Source organism: Pseudomonas sp. PDM03 (assembly GCF_014852385.1).
Lineage (GTDB): Bacteria > Pseudomonadota > Gammaproteobacteria > Pseudomonadales > Pseudomonadaceae > Aquipseudomonas > Aquipseudomonas migulae.
Genome location: NZ_JACVBM010000001.1, coordinates 156,731 through 171,960, shown reverse-complemented (window position 1 = coordinate 171,960; position 15,230 = coordinate 156,731). Strand labels below are relative to the sequence as shown.

The window sequence follows — 15,230 nt, the reverse complement described above, 5'->3', positions numbered from 1 at the left end:
ACTGCAACCCGGGCAATACGGGTTTATCGAACAGGAGTCACAGGTATGGCTGGTGCCAGGGATTACTTGCGCGAAGCGGCGGGCTGGCTGTTTTACGTCACCGCGTTGCTGGGGCTTGCACTGCTGCTGCCGCGCTCAGTGTTCGATCCTCAATCCAGGGACTTTCTCCTGTTGCTGGGGGCGGTCGGCATCTGGCGCTACTCGATGGGGGCTGTCCATTACATACGAGGGTTACTGTTCCTTTATCTGGTGTTCCCCTACTACAGACGCAAAGTCACCCGGCTCGGCAGCATTGCCGACCCGTCGCACGTGTTTTTGCTGGTCACCAGTTTTCGGATCGAGGCGTTGACCACGGCGCAGGTGTACCGCTCGGTGATTGAAGAGGCCATCGGTTGTGGTTACCCGACCACGGTGGTCTGCTCCATCGTCGAACTCGCCGATGAATTGCTGATCAAAGCGCTCTGGGACAGCTATACCCCGCCGGAGCAGGTCAAGCTGAGCTTCGTGCGGATTCCCGGCACCGGTAAGCGCGATGGCCTGGCCAATGGTTTCCGGGCGATCTCCCGACACGTGCCGGACGCCGATGCAGTGGTGGCGGTGGTCGATGGCGACACCGTGCTCTCCGCCGGGCTGGTACGTCAGACCGTGCCCTGGTTCAAGCTTTTTCCGAACGTCGGCGGGTTGACCACCAATGAGTTCTGCGAGGTACGCGGCAGCTACCTGATGAGCGAATGGCACAAGCTGCGGTTCGCCCAGCGGCACATCAATATGTGCTCGATGGCACTGGGCAAGCGCGTGCTGACAATGACCGGACGGATGTCGGTGTTCCGCGCCCAGGTGGTGACCGATCCCGGATTCATTCAAGACGTCGAGCGCGATTATCTGCAGCACTGGCGCCTGGGACGTTTCCGCTTTTTGACCGGTGATGACAAGTCCAGTTGGTACAGCCTGATGCGGCTGGGCTACAACACCTTTTATGTGCCCGATGCTGCGATCAACACCGTCGAGCATCCACCGGAAAAGAACTTCATCAAGGCCAGCCGCAAGCTGATGTTCCGCTGGTATGGCAATAACCTGCGGCAGAACTCACGGGCCCTGCACCTGGGCGTGCGGCGGCTGGGCTGGTTCACCTCGCTGGTGCTGCTCGACCAGCGCGTATCGATGTGGGCCAGCCTGCTCGGGCCGTCGGTGGCGATCATTGCCAGCCTCAAATACAGCATCGCCTACTTGCTGATTTATGTGCTCTGGATCGGCGTGACGCGCCTGATCCTGAGTCTTCTGTTGCTGGCGTCGGGGCACCCGGTCGGGCCGGCTTATCCCTTGATTCTCTATTACAACCAGCTGGTCGGCGCCATGGTGAAGATCTATGTGTTCTTCCGTCTCGACCAGCAATCGTGGACGCGCCAGAAAACCAAACTCGACCGTGGGCTGGCGAGCTATCAGCGCTGGTTCAATACCTGGTCGTCGCGGGCCATGACGTTTTCGGCCGGCAGCGTGTTTTGCGCGCTGCTGATGTGGATTGTGTAGTGCAGGTGTCAGGGCCGTGGCAGGCCGTGCCGGATCGGACTCAATCGATGGGAAGGAACGCGTTATGAACACAGCTTTTGTTGCTGTTGATGACAATGTCGTGCACGAGTCGGAGGTGCAGCGTCAGCATGCGCGGCTGACTCTGCCGGCGAGGATCAAGTTTCACGGGCCGGACCGGGAGCCGTTCGATTGCGAGCTGATCGACTTGTCAGCCGGAGGATTCAGCCTGAGTCAGCCGGGTACAACGCTGATTGTGGGCCGGCAACATAAAGGCAAACTGGTGTTCCAGGTCGATGCGCTGGGGTTTGCCATCGACGTGGAGTTTGTCGTGCGCTCGATTAACGACGAGGGGCAACGCATAGGTTGCGAGTTTCAAAACCTGCGCCCTCGTGCGATTTCCGCCTTGCGTTACGTGATCACCTCTTACCTCTCGGGCGGGGTGATCAGCCTGGGTGACATGCTCTCGACCCAGCAGCGCGACAACTTCACCAAGCCGCGAAAGCACGAAAGCGGCCACGGCATGGGCATTCTCGCTCGCGTGCGGGCCACCGCGGTAAGCCTGCTGATGTTCCTGGTGGGACTGTTTGCCTTTGGTTATGTGGTGCACCAGTTGTATGGCATTTATTTCGTCACCCATGCCGAATCGGCGCGGGTCAATGTGCCCGGCCAGTTGATCGGACTGCCGCGCGACGGCAGCGTCAATTCGTTGGTCAAAGTCGGGGCGGTGGTGGCCAAGGGAGCCCCGCTGGCGACCTTTTCCGCCTCGTTGCTGGATGTGATGAAAGGCAACCTGCCGCCCGGACAGGCGACCCCGGAAAACCTTGAGCGCCTGTTCAGCCGAACCCTGCAAGGCTCGCTGACCAGCCCTTGCGATTGCCGGGTGGTGTCGCAACTGGTGCCGGATGGCCAGGTCGTCGGCAAGGGCACCACGGTGTACGAGTTGATGCCGATCGACGGTGTGGCAACCATCGAGGCGCGCTTCCCCTACAAGAATTTTGCCAAGATCCAGCCTGGCAAAGCGGTGAGCTTCCAGTTGATCGGCGAAGAACAGCCACGCGCGGGCAAAATCACTGCGGTGGCGCTGGACAACGGCGGCCTGGCCTCGGACCTGCGGGTCACCATTGAGCCTGACAGCCCGTTGCAAACCGATCAGGCCGGGCGGCCGGTGGAGGTCAGTATCGAAGACCTGCAAGGCAATGTCTGGGTGCAGAGTGCCTCGGCGGCCAATGCCTGGGTGAAAAACACCTGGGCGAATAAAGTCATGGCGGCCGGAAAATGAACGGCGCATGGCGATCGGGGCTGCGGTTTTCCGCGCTGGCCGTTGCCCTGACAATGATTCATGGGTGCGGCACCCTCCCCGATCAAGGCTTGGCGCGCGAGGCCATGGCGCGCGGCGATTATGAAACGGCTCGCAAGAACTACGCGCCGCTGGCCGAGGACGGCTACGCCGACGCCCAGGCCGGAATGGGCGACTTGACGGCCTCGGCGGGCGACCCCGCGAGCCTGAAAGAGGCTGAGGGATTGTACCGGCAGGCCGCGCCGGAATCGGTCAAGGCGCAGTCACGTCTGGGCCGCGTGTTGCTGCGTCAGGGACCGACGGATCCCAAGCAAGTGCAAGAGGCCCGGCAATTGCTGGAAGGCGCGCTGGACAAAGGCGAGTTCAGTGCCGTGGTGCCGCTGACGTTGCTGTACCTGGGCTACCCGCAACTGACGCCGGGGGTGGATCCGCAGCAGAAGGTCAACAGTTGGCGCGCCCAGGGCATTGTCGAGGCAGACATGGCGCAGATTCTGATTTACCGCAATCAGGGCACTTATAACGCTCACCTGCCGCAGATCGAGCAGATGTGCCGGGCGCGACTGGCATTACTCGATGCCTGTTATGTGGAGCTGGCCACCATCAACCGAATGCGCGCCCAGCCCAAAGCGCAAGCCGACTTGCTGGCGCAGTTGCGCCAGGGTTGGCGTGAGGGACGAGTCGCGCCCTTGCGGGTCGAGTCGGTGGCGCGCGTTCTGTCGACGCCGACACTCGAAGGCCCGGCCGATCCGCAAAGCGCCCAGCGCCTGCTTGAGGAACTGGCACCCGACTATCCACCGGCCTGGACCAGCCTGGCGCGGCTGATCGACGACTACCCCGCACAAGGCGATGCGCCGCAATTGCTCTCGGCCTTGCAGCGCGGGCGCGAAGCGGGCGATCCACGGGCGGAACTGCTGACCGGGCGCCTGTATTACCTCGGCAAATGGCTGCCGCAGGATCCGCGCCTGGCGCAAGAGCACCTGCTCAAGGCGGCCGCCGCCGGTGAAGTCGGGGCACATTACTACCTGGGTCAGTTGTACCGGCGCGGTTACCTGGGCGAGGTCGAACCTCAGAAAGCACTGCTACATTTGTTGCTGGCAGCCCGTAATGGCTCGCCCAACGCCGATTTGGCCCTGGCTCACATGTTTTCCGACTCCCGCGGGGTCAAGGTCAATCGGATCAATGCTTTTGTCTTTGCGCAACTTGCGCAACGCCAGGGCGTGGTGAATGCAGGGCCAGTGCTGTCGGCCGTGCAGTCGGGGATGACCCCGGCAGAAAAGAAAATCGCGCAGCCCTTGCTTGAGGAAGAAGCCAAGGCCCGTCTGACGGGCGCGGCTTTAGCCAGGCTGCAAACTCCGGAAAATGGACAGGACTTACTATGAAGCAAGCATTGTTAGCTAGTTATGGTCTGGGAGTTTCGCTGTTGTGCAGCGCCGGTCTGGTGCTGGCGGCGGAAGTGGCGCCGAAGAATTTCGGCCTGGATGTGAAGATTACCGGTGAATCGCAGGACGACCGGGACCTTGGCACTGCACCCGGTGGCACCCTCAACGATATAGGTATCGACTTGCGCCCCTGGGCCTTTGGCCAATGGGGTAACTGGAGTGCCTATACGATGGCGCAGGCGGTCGCGGCGACCGATACCATCGACACCGATACGGTGAACAACGGTGCCGGCGAAAACAACACCCGTGAAGCGGATGACAGCTACCTGGCGCTGCGTGAGTTCTGGGTCGACTATTCGGGCATCACCGCCTATCCGGGCGAGCACCTGCGCCTGGGCCGCCAGCGTCTGCGCGAGGACAGCGGCGAGTGGATGGACACCAACATCGAAGCGCTCAACTGGACCTTCGAAACCACGCTGCTGCGCAGCCACCTCGGCGCCGCTCAACGCTTTTCCGACTATCGCACCGATTTCGACGACCTGGCGCCTGAAGATGAAGACCGTTCCCATGTCTTCGCCGACATCTCTACACAATGGACGCCCAATAACTGGGTAGGCCTGCGTGTCCACCACTCAGAGGACAGCGGCAGCCTGCCCGATCCCGGCGAGCAGGTCGATACACTCGACAAGACCAACACCGGCAGCCTGACCTGGGTCGGTCTCGAAGCGAACGGTGACGGCTACAACTATCGCTCGACGATGCCGGTCAATTATTGGGCCTCCGCAACCTGGCTGACCGGTGATCGCGAAAACCTCACCAGCGTGATCGACCCCGTCGGCGATCGAATCGCGACGGGACACACCAGTGGCAACGTCAACGCCTGGGCCGCGGACCTGGGCTTGCGCTGGAACATCGATGAAAGCTGGCGCCTCGGTGCTGCCGCCGCCCGCGGCGACGGCGGCGGTAACGACCAGGAAAACCAGTACCAGCAAACCGGCCTGCAGAGCAACCGCTCCAACTTCACCGGCACGCGCTCACGCGTACACCGTTTCGGTGAAGCCTTTCGCGGTGAACTGAGCAACCTCCAGACGGCGACGCTGTTCGGCTCCTGGCAAATGCGCGAGGACTACGACGCCAGCCTCGTCTACCACCGCTTCTGGCGGGTCGACGACGAAACGGAAACCGGCGACGACGGGATCGTCAACGCGGCACTGGTGGATGGCGAGAAAGACCTGGGCCAGGAAGTCGATCTGGTCATGACCAAGTACTTCAAGCAAGGCCTGTTGCCCGCGAGCATGGTGGATTGGGTCGACGAACCTTCGGCGCTGATCCGCTTGCGCCTGGGCGTGTTCTTCCCGGGCGACGCTTACGCCAACGACACCGACTCGAGCATGCACCGGGCGTTCATTGATTTTGTCTGGAAAATCTAGGACCCGGTGGTTGCCCACGGTGATGTCACCGTGGGCAACGGCGCATTGATCACACCAGTTAGCATTTTGGGATGAGTGAGACTTATGGACCGTGTCGTCAAGATAGGGCTTTTGCTCGCCACAATGCTGTTGATGCAGACGGCAGGTGCCACGGCGGGTGACGTCCTGATACCCCGCTACACCATCACCGAAGCTCCGGGAAAACCGTTGCTGATCAAGGAACCGAAAATGCCCGACCTGTCCGGCTATACCGCCGAGGCAGTCGCCGCGAAGATTGCCTTCAAACCCGCAGGCCGTGCCTTGATCCAGCCGATGCTCAAGGAGAACGCGCTTGATGAGTTCATCGGTGGCCAGGACCGCTTCAAGGAATGGGTAGTGCGCCAGAAGCAAATGCCTGTAGCGATCTTCATCGATCGCGGCTACATGAGCCTGACGCAACTGGCGCGCAGCCTGCCGCAGACAGCCCTGCGCGAGACCGCACCGGGGGTGTTTCTGGCGCGCTTGCCGATCGTCATCCGTCCCGGCGGGACGCTGCATATCGACAAGTCGGTCAAGGAATTGCGCTTGTCCCAGGACGGCGGTTCCTTCCTGGTCAACGACGGCAAACTGTTCATTACCGATACCAAGGTCAGCGCCTGGAGCGAGAAAGACGACAGCCCGGCCTGGTTCAAAAAAGAGGAAACGTTTCGCCCGTTCCTGATTTCCTGGGGCGGCACCGAGACCTACATCGTCAACAGCACCATCACCAGCTTCGGCTACACCGAAAGCAAGAGTTATGGGGTGAGTATTTCCCAGTACAGCCCGAGCATGGCGCCGAAGATGAAGCGCAAAAAACCGACCGGGTGGCTGATCAATTCGCAGTTCATCGACAACTATTTCGGCTTCTATTGCTACGAGGCCGACGACGTGGTGATTCTGCGCAACACCTATCGCGCAAACATCGTATATGGCATCGACCCGCACGACCGTTCGCGCCGGCTGATCATTGCCCATAACGATGTCTTCGATACCCACAAGAAGCACGGCATCATCCTCTCGCGCGAGGTCAACGACAGCTGGATCATCTACAACCGCACCTACAACAATCATCTCTCGGGCATCGTCCTGGATCGTTCCAGCGTCAATAACCTGCTGGCCTACAACGAAACCTACAAAAACCGCTCCGACGGCATCACCTTGTACGAGAGCGGCAATAACCTGATCTGGCGCAACCGCGCGGCGGACAATGACCGACACGGGATCCGCGTGCGCAACAGCACCGGCGTGCGCCTGTATGAAAACGAGCTGATGGCCAACGCCCTGACCGGGATCTATGGCCACACCAAGGATTTGCGTGGCAGCGACCGCGATCTCAAGGAAGACCCTTACGAAGCCAAACTGTCGCTCACCGTGGTTGGCGGCAAACTGATCGGCAACGGTTCCAGCCCCATCGCCGTGTTTTCACCCTCGCGCCTGGAACTCTATGACTTGACCTTTCTCGCACCGCAGAAACAGGACGGCCTGGCCTTCACCGGTTTACTGGGAGACGTTCAGGGCGACTTGATGGACATCCTCCTGCGCCGCCACGCCGCCGCGCTGATTCTGCCCGAGACACTGTGAGGAGCCGCCGATGAACACCTTTCATGGATTTGCCGCGCTTGGCCTGCTGTCCATGTCGATGGGGGCACAGGCGCAGCCGCAGTACACGGCCGAGGCCTGCTGTCAGCTGTGCCCGCAAGCGGCGCAGGCGACATATTACGAACAGCCGGAGCTGAAAAACTACGCGACGCTGGTGGAGGCCAAGGACCAGTGGCTGTTTCGCACCCGTAGCGATTTGCGCACCGACTTCGGCCTCGATGAGAGCGGCTACAAAGCCCTCAAGCGCCTGCGCGACGGGCTCGCCCAGCGTGGCGTCGAACTGGTGTTGGTGATGCCACCCAGTCGCGGCTTGCTGCACGCCGACCGCCTGACGCCGCTGGAACTGGCCAGCTTCGATCAGGTCAGCGCCCGGCAGAACTACCTGCAAACGCTGGATCGGGTGCGCGGCCTGGGCATTCTGGCACCCGACTTTGCCAACCTGCTGAGTTCGCCACAGCCCGCCGGGCAGCCCTTCTACTTCAAGGGCGATCACAACTGGACGCCCTATGGCGCCGACCGCAGTGCCCAATTGGTAGCCCAGACGCTCAAGGGCAACGATGTGCTCAAGGCGTTGCCGCATCAGGTCTTCGCCAGCCAACCGGCTGGTCTGTTGGGACGCTCGGGCACGCTGCAAAAAGCCGCCACACAGATCTGCGGCAACGGCTATGCGGCGCAGTATGTGACCCGTTATCAAACCCGCGCCCAAGGCGATTCCAAGGGCCCGGCCAAGGTCGCACTGATCGGCACCAGTGCCAGCAGCGAGCTGTTCAACTTTCCCGGTTTCCTTGAACAATACCTGCAGACGCCGGTCCGCAACTTCAGCGTACCGGGCGGTGGCTACGATGATTCGTTGATCGCCTACCTGCTCGGCGACGACTTCCAGAACGCCCCGCCGGCGGTGCTGGTGTGGGAAACCGACAACCTCGACAGCCTCGGCAAATCCAGCTTCTACCGCCAGGCAATGGCGGCGCTGAGCGATGGCTGCGACAACCAGTCCCCGCTGCTCAAAAGCCAGGCGACCCTGCACAGCGGGCGCAATCAAGTGTTGTTCAACGGCAGTGGCGGCAACGTGTATCCGATCAAGGGCAATCGTTATCAGGTCGACCTCAAGTTCGCGGATCCCGGCGTGCGTCTGTTGAACGCGACCCTGACCTACCTGAACGGTCGCCAGGAAAACCTCAGCTTGAGCCGTTCGCCGACGGTCAATACCCAGGGCCGCTTCGCCTTCGAGTTGCGCGGCGACGGCGACTGGGGCGAACAGACGCTTCTTTCCATGGACGTGCAACCGCCGCCGGGAATGACCACCACAGGGCTTTCGACCCGACTGTGCGTCAAACCCGCCATCACGGCGGCACCGGCCCTGCGCACCGCGCAGACGGAGGCAAACTGATGCGCCCGGCACACTGGGCCGCCGTTGGCGTGGCCTTCATTCTGATGGGGCCGATCACGCAGGCGACCGCACAACTTCGCCCGCCGCAGGGCTATTACGCGCCGGCCACAGAGAAAAAGGGCGACGCGCAGAGCTGTCCGGCGACGCCCAAACCCTATACCGGCGACCTGCTGATCCCCAGCAAATACGAAGGCTCGGGCAAAGCACGGGATCAGCTCAACGCTGAGTCCAACAAACGCTACAAGGAAATGTCCGGCGATATCAACGAACTGGAAAAAGGCGTCAACAAACAAGTCGCCGCCTATCTGCGGCTCGGCCGCCCCGGTCATGTGGACTGCACATTGAGCTGGCTGGGCGATTGGGCCAAAGCGCAGGCGCTGCTGAGTACCACCTACACCCACACCGGCAAGTCGATGCGCAAATGGGCGTTGGGCAGTATTTCTTCGGCGTACCTGCGGCTCAAGTTTTCGCAATCGCAACCATTGAAGGGCCGTGAAGCGCAGACCCGACCCATCGAAGCCTGGATCGGCAAGCTCGCCGAACAAGTGGTGCAGGACTGGCGCGACCAACCGCTGGACCGCCTCAACAATCACCAGTATTGGGCGGCATGGTCCGTCATGGCGGCCTCGGTGGTGGTCGACCGGCGCGACCTGTTCGACTGGTCCGTCGCACAGTTTCGCATCGGCGCGTCCCAGGTCGATGCCGACGGGTACCTGCCCAACGAATTGGGTCGCGACACCCGCGCACTGGCTTACCATAACTACGCGATGGGGCCGCTGATGATGATCGCCTCCTTCGCCCAAGCCAACGGCATCGACCTGCGCGAAGAGAACAACGGCGCCATGCGGCGTCTGGCGACGCGCGTGGAAGAAGGCATCAAGAATCCAGGTTTGTTCGAACGCAAGACCGGCCACAAGCAAGCACTCGAAGACCTCAACGAGGATGGCAAGTTTGCCTGGCTGGAACCGTACTGCGCCCTATACGACTGCTCAGCGCAAACCAACCGCTGGCGCCAATCGGTTGAACCGATGAAAAACTACCGCCTGGGCGGCGACATCACCCAGCTGTTTGCTGACCAGAAAGACTAGGTGCAACAGCCGGCACGCCCCTGATTGCGGCCACTTTGAATTGAGCTTGTGTTTCAAATAATGGAAGGCAGTCCTTCGCTGTTCGAAGCGCCTTCATATCGAACGATGAAGGTGCGGGAGGAAAGAAAAATGATTCCAGTCATTCTGTCCGGGGGCAGTGGTTCCCGGTTGTGGCCATTGTCACGCAAGTTGTACCCCAAACAATTCCTGAGCCTGGCTGGCGAAGGATCACTCTTTCAGCAAACCCTGCAGCGCCTGGCATTCGACGGTATCGGCAAGCCGATCGTGGTGTGTAATCAGGAGCATCGCTTCCTCGTCAACGAGCAACTTGCTGCCATCGGCTGCACGCCGCAGGCAATCCTGCTCGAACCCTTCGGCCGCAACACCGCACCGGCGGTGGCGCTGGCAGCCCTCAAGCTGATTGCCGAGGGCCGCGATGAGCTCATGCTGGTCCTTCCTGCCGACCATGTAATCGGCGACGTCCCCGCCTTGCGTGCCACACTGGAACACGCAGAGCAAGAGGCGCTCAAAGGCAATCTGGTGCTGTTCGGCATTCCGGCGACACGTCCGGAAACCGGCTTCGGCTACATCAAGGCCGACTGCAGCGATGCGGACGCCCACGCCTTCAAGGTCGAGCAATTCATCGAAAAACCCGACCAGCAAACCGCCGCCGAATTTGTCCGCTCCGGCGAATACTTCTGGAACAGCGGCATGTTCCTGTTCCGTGCCAGCCGCTACCTCGAAGAGCTGCGCACTCACGAACCGGACATGTACGACACCTGCGTGATGGCCCTGGAGCGCAGCCCCAGCAGCGAAGGCGTGACCAGCATCGATCGCGTCACCTTCGAATGCTGCCCGGACAACTCCATCGACTACGCGGTGATGGAACGCACCCACCGCGCGTGGGTCGTCCCGCTCAGCGCTGGCTGGAGTGACGTCGGTTGCTGGTCGTCGCTGTGGGATGTGCACGAAAAGGACACCGACGGCAATGTGCTCAAGGGCGATGTCGTCAGCTACAACAGCCGCAGTTGCTTCGTCCATGGCAGCAGCAAACTGGTGACCTTGCTCGGGGTGGAAAACCTCGTCGTGATAGAAACCGAAGATGCACTGATGGTCGCGCACCGCGACACCGTGCAAGACGTGAAAAAACTGGTGAATGCGCTCGACGCCCAAAATCGTTCGGAAACCCAGAACAACTGCGCGGTGTATCGTCCCTGGGGCAGCTACCATTCGGTGGACAACGGCATCCGCCACCAGGTCAAACACATCACCGTCAAACCGGGTGCGCAACTGTCCCTGCAAATGCACCACCACCGCGCCGAACACTGGATCGTGGTCTCCGGCACCGCCCAAGTGACGTGCAATGAAAAGGTCTTCCTGCTGACGGAAAACCAGTCCACCTACATTCCGATTGCTTCGGTGCATCGGCTGGCCAACCCCGGGAAAATTCCGTTGGAGGTGATTGAGGTGCAGTCCGGGAGCTATTTGGGTGAGGATGATATTGAGCGGTTGGAGGATGTTTATGGGAGGAATCAGCAGGTCAAGAATTGAGCCCATTCAGTAACCCCACCGAACACAACGAAGAGGTTACAAATAATATAGTAACTTGTCGGATGCACTTTGAGTGGTTACGCTGAGCCTTATCAATCCAGGCTTTAGTGGACACCCTCATGAACAGCACTCCCCGTGGACCGGCCCTCTTCGTCGCCGACGCCGCCGCTCTCGATTTTCTAAACTCGATAGCAACGCCGGTCGATGAACCCGTCGACTGGATCGACGACGGCAACGGCTGGCTGGACTGGCTGAAACAATCGGGCTGGGTGGAAGACGAAATACTGCAACGGCTTCAGGCACAAGCGATGCCTGGCGAGCTGGAAACCGTCGCAGCGCAGGCACGTTCATTGCGCGAGTGGTTTCGCGGCTTTGTCCTGAAATACAAAGGCCAACCGCTTGAAGCCTCGGCCCTGACAGAGCTAGAGGCCTTGAATCGCCTGCTCGAACGGGACGAAAAATACACCCAGATCACGCTGCAGGACGGCGAGACACCGAAGCTCGCCTGGGAACTGAAACGCCGCTGGCGCAGCCCGGATTCCCTGCTGTTGCCACTGGGCGAAGTGCTCGCGCAGTTCGTCAGCGAGGAAGATTTCACCAACGTTAAATGTTGCGAAGGACCGAGCTGCACCCTGATGTTCATCGACCACACCCGAGGCAGAAAACGCCGCTGGTGCAGCATGGCGGTCTGCGGTAACAGAGCGAAAGCAGCGGCCCACCGCGAGCGGCAAAAGAAAGTCATCGATGCTTGAGGGCGGAAAACAGTAACCTCTTAAAATTGTTTTGACGGGTTACTTTATTCGTGCCAGATTTAATCTCGAAAACCGGCTTGATCTCATCCATGCGGTTACGAGGCCAATCATCATGACCAGCACCACTGCACCCATCCGCTACACCTTTGCCGACGTCGACGGCGTCCGCGTCTTCTACCGGGAAGCAGGAGAACCGGCCAAGCCGACCCTCCTTCTGCTCCATGGGTTTCCCAGCTCATCCCACCAGTTCCGCCAACTCATCCCGTTGCTGTCGGCACACTTCCACATCATCGCCCCGGACCTGCCCGGCTTTGGATTCACCGAAGTGCCTGCCGAGCGCAAATACACGTACACCTTCGACGCACTGGCAGAAACGCTGGGCCATTTCGTCGAGACAATGGGACTGAAACGCTACGCGATGTACGTCTTCGATTACGGCGCACCGACCGGCCTGAGACTGGCAGTCAAATACCCCGAAAGAATGACCGCACTGATCTCGCAAAACGGCAACGCGTATCTCGAAGGACTGGGCGATGCCTGGGCACCGATCAGAGCCTACTGGGCAGAACCGTCGGCCGAAAATCGCCAGGTCATCGCCGACGCAGTCCTGCACCTGGAAGGCACCCGCTGGCAATACGAACATGGCGTCAGCACGCCAGAACTCATCGCTCCCGAGTCCTACACCCTCGACGCGCTGTTATTGGAGCGGCCGGGCAACAAAGACATCCAGCTCGACCTGTTCCTGGACTATGCGAACAACCTCAAACGCTACCCGGACTTTCAGCGCTTCTTTCGCGAGACCCAACTGCCAACCCTGGCCATCTGGGGCCAGAACGACCCCTTCTTCATCCCGCCTGGCGCAGAAGCCTTCAAACGCGACAACCCCAATGCCGTTGTCGAACTACTCGACACCGGACACTTCGCCCTGGAAACCCACGTCGACTACATCGCAAAGCGAATCATCGAAGTGATCGGTCACACCGCATAAAGGAATCACAGGCGGACGCAACAACGCGCCCGCCTACACCGCCCTCTGTAGGAGTGAGACCGGCTTGCCGGCGATGAGGCCCTGACATTCAACACCAACATCCACTGTCACACCTTTCAGCCCACTCGATTCGCAAACCTGAGTCCGAAAAACGTGTAGGAATTTACCTTTTGTAACGAGGGGATTTATTCCCAACAAGCAGCGAAGCAGCCCCAAAACCTGCCCCCGATTTCCCAAGGCACTCCACACGGCCCGTAATGCTGTGAAAACCCCGTAAACAGTGGCAATCCGCCTTGCCACAACAACCGCGAGTACGTCCTACAGCCCGGTTGTGAGCGCCAACATCGCCCGGATTTTGCTCCAGGACGTGAGTGATGTTTTTCGGGTGATTGAGCAGCGTGGGGTTGATAAGTAAAACTGAGCCGTCATTCTTCAAATATCAAAAAACCCGCGTTTCTGCGGGTTTCTTTTTGCGTGTACCGTTCTGATTTTCCCCTAAGGCTCGAGTCGCCTTAGACAGTCCGTTCCCACTTCCCCTGATCCAGCAGAGCCGTATCAGGTTAACTGGCCGCTGAGTTCGCTAGCTTCCTGCTGATCTTGAATCAACGCTCGTGTCTGAGCAGAGGTCAGAACAACCTTGGTTTTGCAGTCTTGATAGACTCTTCCATAGGCCAAAACATCGCTTTTAGTATATTTCTGCGAGCTAGCACTGTTTTTTGTCATCTGCAGAGCTATGACATCAGCGTCGACTCCTTCCTCGAGCATCCTTCCTGCGCGCTCAATGGTTGAGCCCGCTCGAGAACCAGGCGTGGAGACCTTCTCTATCAAATCGTTGGTGGTATCAATCACGCTGTCAGTAAAGGTTTGAAATGTTGACATGTAAAATTGCCTCGATATGGGGTAAGACCCAGCTGCTAGCTGCTGGGATTAAGGCACAATCTGAGCGAAAAGATGTTCGTCCGTTGCGCCACATGCATAGCTCCAGATATCCAACCATTGCGGTGACTATCGGCGAAAGAACTCTAAAATTTCGCCTCATCCTTTAACACCCTAAAACGGGAATCCCCGTTTTCAGAAGGCCTGATCATGCCGAAGCCTAACCACACCGAATCAGAGCTATTTTTGAAAGATCAAATGGAACGACTTTTCCTGCTTGAGATTGCTCAACGTAGCGCAAGGCTCACTGAGCCCAAGGCGTTCCGTCTGTTGTGCTTGCTTCGTCAACGGCTCGAAATTTTTTTCGCCTCACGACCTGATCAGGACATGGATGTGCTTGAGAATGGGCCAGATATCGTCTTCGATTTTGTTCAATTGGGAGTTAGCGTTACGCAGGGAATAATCCTCAGCGGAGTCGACCACAAAGAGTTCCACAAAACCTCGGTGAATTACGCGCTAAATCGCTTTGCACGTCGCATTGCTTTCATTGAGGCTGCATTACTAGGGGCACAAGGATTCCGGCTAGCAGATTTTTCCCATATCAATAAGATGATTGTGGTAGCGGACTGGTGGTACTACATAACAGACGAAACGTTCAGAGCTGACTTATCACTTGAGGGAAAAATCGGAACAGTCAGTAAACCGCTACTTGAAATAAAAAAAGATGGACGCAAAGTCTCAAAAATCAATGTCGCCCCTATCTGCCCAGCAAGGATTCCTTTGCGAATGGGTCGTTCGAGATCATTTGAAACTTTTGATACCGAAAATAACAATATAACCATTGACGGATTTAAAGTTCAGAACTCACTAGTATTGACATTGGATTTGGATGAGCCGCTGCCCGATTTAGCTCAACTCCGATATCATTTAGCCAGTAGAAAAAACTCTCTGCAAGCCAAAAGAGATTTAGCCGTTTTCAAAGCTGGAAATCTCCCACCTGATCGACAACGGGAAGAGATCAACTTTACGTGGCTGCTACCCCCGACCGAAACACTGGGATTGGCTACGGGTGAAAAATCCATTACCGTAATGCTTCGGGGACTGGTGTGCCTAGAAAATCGAGCCACTTCAGATTCGGACGTGGAGGCGATAAAACGATCTACTGAAGCACTTGAACTACTGGATAAAACCATTACTTACGAACAAGTTGAATACGCATTCAATCAAGCTCGTGAAAAAGTAAAGTATTACAACCCCAACTGTATTCCGTGGTTATGAAAAAAGGCCACAGCTCTATTTATTCAAATAGAGCTGTGACTTTTTTAAAAGCCCACA

At 58.7% G+C, this 15,230-nt stretch carries 12 protein-coding genes and 1 pseudogene; 12 read left to right on the top strand and 1 reads right to left on the bottom strand.

What is annotated here, in order from left to right:
• The first annotated feature begins 45 nt into the window (after positions 1-45).
• The 11 genes and pseudogenes from IB254_RS00775 to IB254_RS29420 form a co-directional block, all read left to right on the top strand.
• Entirely contained in the window at positions 46-1,527 is a 1,482-nt protein-coding gene (locus IB254_RS00775; RefSeq protein WP_192415779.1) for a glycosyltransferase family 2 protein, read from the top strand.
• Between the two features lie 64 nt (positions 1,528-1,591).
• Positions 1,592-2,806, top strand: coding sequence for an alginate biosynthesis protein Alg44 (locus IB254_RS00770; RefSeq protein WP_008038966.1), 1,215 nt, complete (start codon positions 1,592-1,594; stop codon positions 2,804-2,806).
• A complete protein-coding gene (locus tag IB254_RS00765) occupies positions 2,803-4,203 on the top strand; it encodes an SEL1-like repeat protein (protein ID WP_192415777.1) in 1,401 nt (466 codons plus the stop codon). The genes IB254_RS00770 and IB254_RS00765 overlap by 4 nt, the downstream gene beginning before the upstream one ends.
• Positions 4,200-5,633 carry an alginate export family protein gene (locus IB254_RS00760; protein ID WP_192415775.1) on the top strand — a complete coding sequence of 478 codons (1,434 nt, stop codon included), beginning with the start codon at positions 4,200-4,202 and terminating at the stop codon, positions 5,631-5,633. The genes IB254_RS00765 and IB254_RS00760 overlap by 4 nt, the downstream gene beginning before the upstream one ends.
• Before the next feature lie 84 nt (positions 5,634-5,717).
• A complete protein-coding gene (gene algG, locus IB254_RS00755) occupies positions 5,718-7,232 on the top strand; it encodes a mannuronan 5-epimerase AlgG (protein ID WP_192415773.1) in 1,515 nt (504 codons plus the stop codon).
• A 10-nt stretch (positions 7,233-7,242) separates the two neighbouring features.
• Positions 7,243-8,640: an alginate O-acetyltransferase AlgX-related protein gene (locus IB254_RS00750; protein WP_192415771.1), complete on the top strand. Its 1,398-nt coding sequence runs from the start codon at positions 7,243-7,245 to the stop codon at positions 8,638-8,640.
• Positions 8,640-9,728 carry a mannuronate-specific alginate lyase gene (locus tag IB254_RS00745; protein WP_192415769.1) on the top strand — a complete coding sequence of 363 codons (1,089 nt, stop codon included), beginning with the start codon at positions 8,640-8,642 and terminating at the stop codon, positions 9,726-9,728. The genes IB254_RS00750 and IB254_RS00745 overlap by 1 nt, the downstream gene beginning before the upstream one ends.
• A gap of 129 nt (positions 9,729-9,857) precedes the next feature.
• Positions 9,858-11,279: a mannose-1-phosphate guanylyltransferase/mannose-6-phosphate isomerase gene (locus tag IB254_RS00740; RefSeq protein ID WP_192415767.1), complete on the top strand. Its 1,422-nt coding sequence runs from the start codon at positions 9,858-9,860 to the stop codon at positions 11,277-11,279.
• 119 nt (positions 11,280-11,398) lie between these two features.
• Positions 11,399-12,031, top strand: coding sequence for a CGNR zinc finger domain-containing protein (locus IB254_RS00735; RefSeq protein ID WP_192415765.1), 633 nt, complete (start codon positions 11,399-11,401; stop codon positions 12,029-12,031).
• 112 nt (positions 12,032-12,143) lie between these two features.
• Positions 12,144-13,019 carry an alpha/beta fold hydrolase gene (locus IB254_RS00730; protein ID WP_192415763.1) on the top strand — a complete coding sequence of 292 codons (876 nt, stop codon included), beginning with the start codon at positions 12,144-12,146 and terminating at the stop codon, positions 13,017-13,019.
• A 340-nt stretch (positions 13,020-13,359) separates the two neighbouring features.
• Positions 13,360-13,434: pseudogene (locus IB254_RS29420) on the top strand (fructose-bisphosphate aldolase); the annotation flags it as partial.
• Positions 13,435-13,574: 140 nt separating this feature from the next.
• Here the strand turns inward: IB254_RS29420 and IB254_RS00725 are convergent.
• Positions 13,575-13,898 (bottom strand): hypothetical protein, encoded by a 324-nt coding sequence (locus tag IB254_RS00725; protein ID WP_192415761.1) that lies wholly within the window; start codon positions 13,896-13,898, stop codon positions 13,575-13,577.
• A gap of 207 nt (positions 13,899-14,105) precedes the next feature.
• On the opposite strand from IB254_RS00725, the gene IB254_RS00720 reads away from it, so the two are divergent.
• A complete protein-coding gene (locus tag IB254_RS00720; RefSeq protein ID WP_192415759.1) occupies positions 14,106-15,173 on the top strand; it encodes a hypothetical protein in 1,068 nt (355 codons plus the stop codon).
• Positions 15,174-15,230 lie beyond the last annotated feature (57 nt).